General features: G+C 62.2%; 5 protein-coding genes. 3 read left to right on the top strand and 2 right to left on the bottom strand.

What is annotated here, in order from left to right; all coding sequences use genetic code 11:
- The coding region (locus GNZ12_RS06050) for a secretin N-terminal domain-containing protein (protein WP_328805957.1) at positions 1 to 961 on the bottom strand (961 nt) is incomplete at its 3' end.
- 515 nt (positions 962 to 1,476) lie between these two features.
- On the opposite strand from GNZ12_RS06050, the gene GNZ12_RS06045 reads away from it, so the two are divergent.
- Both GNZ12_RS06045 and GNZ12_RS06040 read left to right on the top strand, forming a co-directional pair.
- Positions 1,477 to 1,926 (top strand): lytic transglycosylase domain-containing protein, encoded by a 450-nt coding sequence (locus GNZ12_RS06045; protein ID WP_172309487.1) that lies wholly within the window; start codon positions 1,477 to 1,479, stop codon positions 1,924 to 1,926.
- A 147-nt stretch (positions 1,927 to 2,073) separates the two neighbouring features.
- Positions 2,074 to 3,378 (top strand): GTP-binding protein, encoded by a 1,305-nt coding sequence (locus GNZ12_RS06040; RefSeq protein ID WP_172309486.1) that lies wholly within the window; start codon positions 2,074 to 2,076, stop codon positions 3,376 to 3,378.
- Between the two features lie 116 nt (positions 3,379 to 3,494).
- Here the strand turns inward: GNZ12_RS06040 and GNZ12_RS06035 are convergent, their stop codons facing one another.
- Entirely contained in the window at positions 3,495 to 3,773 is a 279-nt protein-coding gene (locus GNZ12_RS06035) for an HU family DNA-binding protein (protein WP_006050811.1), read from the bottom strand.
- 414 nt (positions 3,774 to 4,187) lie between these two features.
- On the opposite strand from GNZ12_RS06035, the gene mnmC reads away from it, so the two are divergent.
- Entirely contained in the window at positions 4,188 to 6,155 is a 1,968-nt protein-coding gene (mnmC, locus tag GNZ12_RS06030; protein WP_172309485.1) for a bifunctional tRNA (5-methylaminomethyl-2-thiouridine)(34)-methyltransferase MnmD/FAD-dependent 5-carboxymethylaminomethyl-2-thiouridine(34) oxidoreductase MnmC, read from the top strand.
- The last annotated feature ends 496 nt before the right edge of the window (positions 6,156 to 6,651 follow it).

The following is a 6,651-nucleotide window of genomic DNA, read 5'->3' as shown; positions in this document are numbered from 1 at the left end:
TACCCGACGTGCCCGTCGAATTGCTGCCCAACCCACCTCCACCGCCGTTCTGGTTGAACGAATTTGCTTCGTTCGAGCCACCCGACGAGCCCGTGTCGCCGCCTTTGCCGAGCATCCCGCGCAAGGTCTTCGCGAGCTTCGTCGCGTCCGCGTTGCGCAGCGCCACGACGTGCATGTTGCCGGGCATGGCGGTCGGCGCGTCGAGTTCCTTTGCCAGTTGTTTCGCCGCCGCAAGCCGCCCGGCGTTCGACGCACGAATTAGCAGCGAGTTGGTGCGCGGATCCGCGGTGATCGACACCTTCAGCGTCGCGTCGGTACTGCCGATTGCGCCCGGGTCGAGCATCTTGCTCAGTTGCGTGGCGATATCGATCGCGTTCGCGTTCCTCAGCGGCACCACCGACACCGCCTGGCCCGCAGCCGTATCGACACCCGCGATGATCTGCGCGATACGCCGCACGTTGTCGGCGTAATCGGTCACGACAATGGTGTTGTTGGCCGGGTAGGCCGCCACGGTATTGTTCGGCGAGATCAGCGGACGCAAGACCGGCAGCAGGTTGTTGGCCGATTCGTTCTTCAGCACGAATACCTGCGTGACCACCTGATCGCCGCGCGCAACAGGCGTATTGCCGACGTAGGTCGGCACGCCTTGCAGCTTGGCATCGGCCTCGGGCACGACCTTCAGCACGCCGTGGTCCTGCACCAGCGCGAAACCCTGCATCCGCAAGGCGGATTGCAAGGTCTTGAGTGCCTGATCTTCAGGCACTGCATTTTCCGACACGAGGTTCAGTTGCCCCTTCACGCGCGGGTCGACGATGATCGTTTTGCCGGTTGCCGCGCCGATCGCCTTAGCCACCTGGTCGATGTCGGCGTTCACGAAGTTGAGTGTCACCTGGGCCTGTGCTGTCTGCGCGGTGATCAATCCAGCCACCAGCAGCGCCGTTGCGACGCGACGCAATGCCATACGATTTCTTCTCATGGAATAGGGTATCGATGCCGGCGGCCTCAGCCGTCGACGGTCACGCAGTGCGAACATTTAAGCAAGCCGCCGCCCTGTCGGCCTGCCAGCCGGCCTCACAGGCGATCAGTGCCCCGGAAGCCGGACGTCCAATGTCCGAAAAAAATGAACAGTAACAGTTTTTCATGTCGGATTTGTCACAAAACAAACGACCCGGTGCGATTACTCTAAAGACCGTCACAAACTGTCAAGCAATTGAAAGCAAACGGCTTCTGTGCGCCGGACCGCAGAAACGCTTCGTTTTCCGCCTGATTATGACGGTTAGCCAACTTGACGCGTGTAGGCCTGCCGGTATGATACGAGCCGTTCGGGGTGCTGGAAGCAGCTTACGGACGCGGGTTTTCCCCGATGCCCGACAAAGGCCCAGCCAGCGAGCCTTACCGGCTTCCAGCGGCTGAAGTATGGCCGATGCATTGCCTTACCAAACATTACTCTTGCGATTTGTTTAGTCGTCTTGACCGATGAAACGAACCCTCGTCACCGTCGCCGCAGGACTTGCCGTGCTGATCGCAGCAGGGTCCGCGCGCGCCGATTGCTTTGACGCGGCGGCGAGCTATCAGAAGGTCAACCCCTTGATTCTGCGCGCAATTGCGTGGCAGGAGTCACACAATCGGCCAGACGCGCTGCATAAGAACGCCAACGGCTCGACCGACTACGGCGTCATGCAGATCAACTCGGTTCATCTGCCGATACTCGCCCAGTACGGCATCTCGCAAGGCACGCTGATGGAGCCTTGCAAGAACGTCTACATAGCGGCATGGCATCTGCGCCGCCAGATGAACAAGTACGGCAACACCTGGCAGGCGGTCGGCGCGTATCACTCCGAGACGCCGGCGCTGCGCGATAAATACGCGCAGCAGATCGCCGCGATCCTGCGCCAGTGGCATCTGATGCCGACGGCTGCCCGCTAAGCGGATCCTGCCCGCCACGCGGCCGTTCCCTGTTTGATGCACAATGCGGCTTCGTGCTGCCGTCGGTGTTCGGCCATCTTCAGGCCCCGGAGTCATGCGACCCCAAGCCCGGCACGCCTTCCAATCCTCTTGTCTTTCCGTACTGCGATGAACCAGCCGCTATTGCCCGTCACCGTGCTCTCCGGTTTTCTGGGCGCTGGCAAGACCACGCTCCTGAACCACATCCTCGCGAATCGCTCCGGTTTACGCGTCGCCGTGATCGTCAACGATCTGGCCGCCGTCAATATCGATGCAACCCTTGTGCGCGATGCCGCCGCGCTCTCGCATGTCGAGGAGCAGCTCGTCGAACTGTCGAATGGCTGCATCTGCTGCACGTTGCGTGATGACTTGCTGGTCGAGATCAAGCGGCTTGCGGGTGAAAAGCGCTTCGATGCGATCCTGATCGAGTCGACCGGGGTGGCCGAGCCGATGCCGATCGCCGAAACCTTCACCTTCGTCGATGACCACGGCGTGTCGCTGTCAGACGTCGCCCAGCTCGATACGATGGTGACGGTGGTCGACGCGTTCAACTTCCTGCGCGACTACGGTTCAGCCGACGCGCTCTCCGAACGGGGCATCGCCGCGACCGAAGAGGACGATCGGACGCTGGTCGAATTGCTGATCGAGCAGATTGAATTCTGCGACGTACTGGTGGTGAACAAGGCCGATCTGGTGAGCGCCGATGAACTCACGCGTTTGCAGCGCATCCTCGCCCGCATCAATCCGCGTGCCGTGCAGGTGGTGAGCCGTTTCGGTGAAGTGCCGCTTGCCGAGGTGCTGAATACCGGGCGTTTCGATTTCGACGAGGCATCGAGCGCACCGGGCTGGCTAGCGTGGCTTAACCACGAAAATGAGCACGGCCATGCCCATCACGGTGAAGCGGACGAATTTGGCATCGGTAATTTCATTTACCGCGCGCGGCGGCCATTTCACCCGGAACGCCTGTGGGCGCTGCTGCATCAGGAGTGGAAGGGCGTCTTGCGTAGCAAGGGTTTCTTCTGGCTCGCCACGCGCAGCGACATCGCCGGTTCGCTGTCGCAGGCGGGTGGCGCTTGCCGCCATGGTCCGGCGGGGATGTGGTGGGCCGCACAGGATCGCAGCGAATGGCCGGACGGCGATGATGAGCTGGCCGCCGAAATTGCCGCCGACTGGTACGGCGATCCGGACGATCTGAGTATCGGCGATCGTCGCCAGGAACTGGTGATGATCGGCGTCGGCATCGACCCGGCTGTCTGGCAAGCGAAGTTCGACGCGTGCCTCGTGACCGAAGAGGAATACGCAGCGGGACCGCAAGCGTGGCAACAATTCGCCGATCCGTTCCCGGCATGGGACTTCGACGAAGACGACCATGATCATGATGGTCACGATCACGACGGCCATGGCCACGGCGAAATCGTGCATCGCCACGACTGATCGACCCTTTCGCATGGTGCGGATGGTTTAGCCGCGACGCCCGTCGCGGCTAAAACAAAATCGCAGACGAAAAAAACCCGCCGTTGGCGGGTGTCAACTGCCATGCAGTAATCTGCTTAGCGCTTGTTGACAGCGTCCTTGAACGCCTTGCCAGCCGTGAACTTGACGGTCTTGGCTGCCGGGATCTTGATAGTTTCGCCGGTCTTGGGGTTACGACCCGTACGTGCTGCGCGCTTGCCCGAACCGAAGCTGCCGAAGCCGATCAATTGGACCGCGTCACCCTTCGACACAGACTTCTTGATCACTTCAAGCAACGTGTCCAGCGTCTCACCGGTTTGAGCCTTGCTGGCGCCCGTCTGTCCTGCGACGGCGTCGATCAGTTCCTGTTTGTTCATTAAGGTTCCTTTCTGAGTTTAGGTTGACACGAACAGCGCGAACGCGCCGATTATACGTGCGCGGGCCGCGCCGTCGAGCAGCTGCGGCGCCGGATCCCCTCCGGACATAGCGCCGGGCAGTTGACTGCCCGTCGGCCGTGCTGCCGCTCCCTTCGCGGCGCTTGCTATGATAGCGCAGCGCAAACCCAATCAGGACAAGGGTTTCGAAGAATTAAGCGGTTCCAAGGGCAGATATAGAGGGAAACCCTTCTTTTTCCTCTTTCCGGACCTCAATCGAAGGCTGAAACCCAGTATGGACGGGGCTTAGCGTTGGTTTTTGCCAACGTTGCAGCACGTCTTTTTCGCCGCCCGGCGAGCTGCGCGCGCTGGCGGTAACGTCTGATCCGCTCTTTCGAGCGTCATTTTCCGCCCCGCATGACCGATCCGCTGATCCCCGCCGTCCTCGCGTTTCGCGACAACGGCACGCCTTTTTCGCCGCACTACGACGACATCTATCACAGTGCCGTCGGCGGTCTCGAACAGGCTGAATACGTCTTCCTTCGGGGTAATGCGCTGCCGGAGCGGTGGCAGGGCCGGCGCGTCTTCACCGTGCTCGAAACCGGCTTCGGCATTGGCATCAACTTCCTGACGACCTGGGCCGCCTGGCGCGCCGATCCGGCGCGCTGCGAGCGCTTGCACTTCGTCTCGACCGAGAAGCATCCCTTTACTCAAGCCGATCTGCAGCGCGCCTATGCCGCGACGATTTCCGATCCGGCAATGGCCGCGCTCGCGCAAACGCTGGCCGGCGCATGGCCGATGCTCGTCCCCGGCACCCATCGGCTGGAATTCGAAGACGGGCGGGTCGTTCTGACGCTCGTCTTCGGCGACGCCGTGGAAACCTTGCCCGCCTTAAGGCTGCGCGCCGATGCGTTCTACCTGGACGGCTTCGCGCCGGCAAAAAACCCCGAGTTCTGGACCCCGGCAATCTTCAAGGCGCTCGCGCGGATGGCTGGCGAGGGCGCCACGTTCGCCACCTACAGCAGCGCCGGCGAGATCAAACGTGCGTTGACGCAATGTGGTTTCGAGTATCGCAAGGTCGACGGCTTCGGTTGGAAACGGGCGATGCTCGTCGGCCACTTCGCACCGCGCTGGCGCGTGCGCCGCTATGAGCCGCCGGCACCGCTCGAGGTCGACGAGCGGCACGCCGTCGTGATCGGCGCCGGTCTTGCCGGCTGCGCAGTCGTAGAGCGCCTCGCTGCACGCGGCTGGCGCGTCACGTCGCTGGAGCGCCATGCGTCGGTGGCGCAGGACGCTTCGGGTAATCCGGCCGGCGTGTTTCATCCCATGATCTCGCGCGACGACAGCGTCGCTTCGCGCGTCACACGTGCGGGCTTTCTTTACACGCTGAGACGCTGGGCAGCGCTCGAACAGCTGGGTCACCATCCAGTGCGCGGCGCGCCAGGGCTGTTGCAGATCGCCGCGGACGACGAAGAAGCCCGCTCGATGAGCGAGGCCATCGCGGCGTTCGGTTACCCCTCGGAATACGTCACGCCCGTATCGCTCGGCGAAGCACAACGGTTTGCCGGTATGCCGCTCGCGCGAAGCGGCTGGCTTTTCCCCCATGGCGGCTGGATCGACCCGGCGTCGCTTTGCGCCGCGCAGTGCGCGGCGGCGGGCGGACTGCTCGAACGCCACTTCGGTGTGGACGTCGCGCGCCTCGAACGCGCCGGCAATCAATGGACCGTCTTCGACGCAGCAGGGCAGGCGATCGCGCGCGCACCGGTGGTCATCGTCGCGAGCGCACACGACGCCGCACGCATTGCCGGTTTGCAGCATGCGCCGACTCGCAGCATCCGCGGCCAGTTGACTGTACTGCCGCCGGGCGCTGTCTCTCCGCTCGGGATGCCGGTGATCGGCGAAGGCTACGCAGTCCCACTCGCCGACGGCGCCACGCTGACCGGCGCGACCTACGAACTCGACGACCCCGACACGTCGCTGCGGCCGGATGGCCATCTGGAGAACCTCGAACGTGTCGCCCAGATGCTGCCGGCCTTCGACGGCATCGTCGACCCGGCAAGGGCGGCGACCCTCGCCGGGCGCGTCGCGTTTCGCTGCGTCACGAGTGACCGGATGCCGATGATCGGCAACTTCGCCGACGAAGCCGCATCGACGCGCGACGCCCAGCGCCTGCGTGGCGCATGGCCGCTCGATCTGCCGCGCGTCGACGGCTTGTACGGCGCATTCGCTTACGGGTCGCGCGGTCTGGTATGGGCGGGGCTAGGTGCCGAGTTGATCGCCTCGCAGATTGAAGGTGAGCCATGGCCGCTCGAACGGGAATTGGCCGAAGACATCGACCCCGCTCGCTTCCTCTTACGCGCGTTGCGCCAAGGCACGGCGCGTTAACCGCACGCGCTGAACATTGGTGACGAAAAAAGTTATCCACTGAAACATGTGGATAACCACGCCGTTTACCGGCGCAACGCATGTGGAACCGTTGTGGACGTAAACGGGGTAACTTTGCCGCCGCCGAAAATCCCGAAAAGTTACCCTTGTATACCCGCCGCTGCCGCACACGCTGTGCATCCTGTTATGCGAGCTGCAACCTCATGAATTGATTCAGTAAACCGGGGTTATCCACAGAAAACGAGGCACCTTGTTAACTGTTACTACGTATACATACAGTAAACCTGTAAACAGAAGAGCCATCCCGAGATCGACCGCTATCGGCGGATTCCAAGCGCCGAAAATCGGTGAAAAACGCGTCCGTTAGTGCCCCAGAAAACACATCTGCCGCGTCGAATCTGTACCCTATGAGAGCCAGACCCGCTTTTAAAACGGTCGCTTTTTCCTCATCTCACGAAGATAACGTACGTTTTTACCGTTTTGCCTGCATGTTCCT

The organism is Paraburkholderia solitsugae, from assembly GCF_013177695.1.
Taxonomy (GTDB): Bacteria; Pseudomonadota; Gammaproteobacteria; order Burkholderiales; family Burkholderiaceae; genus Paraburkholderia; species Paraburkholderia solitsugae.
The sequence above is the reverse complement of the archived record's forward strand: the minus strand, read 5'-3'. Positions and strand labels throughout refer to the sequence as shown.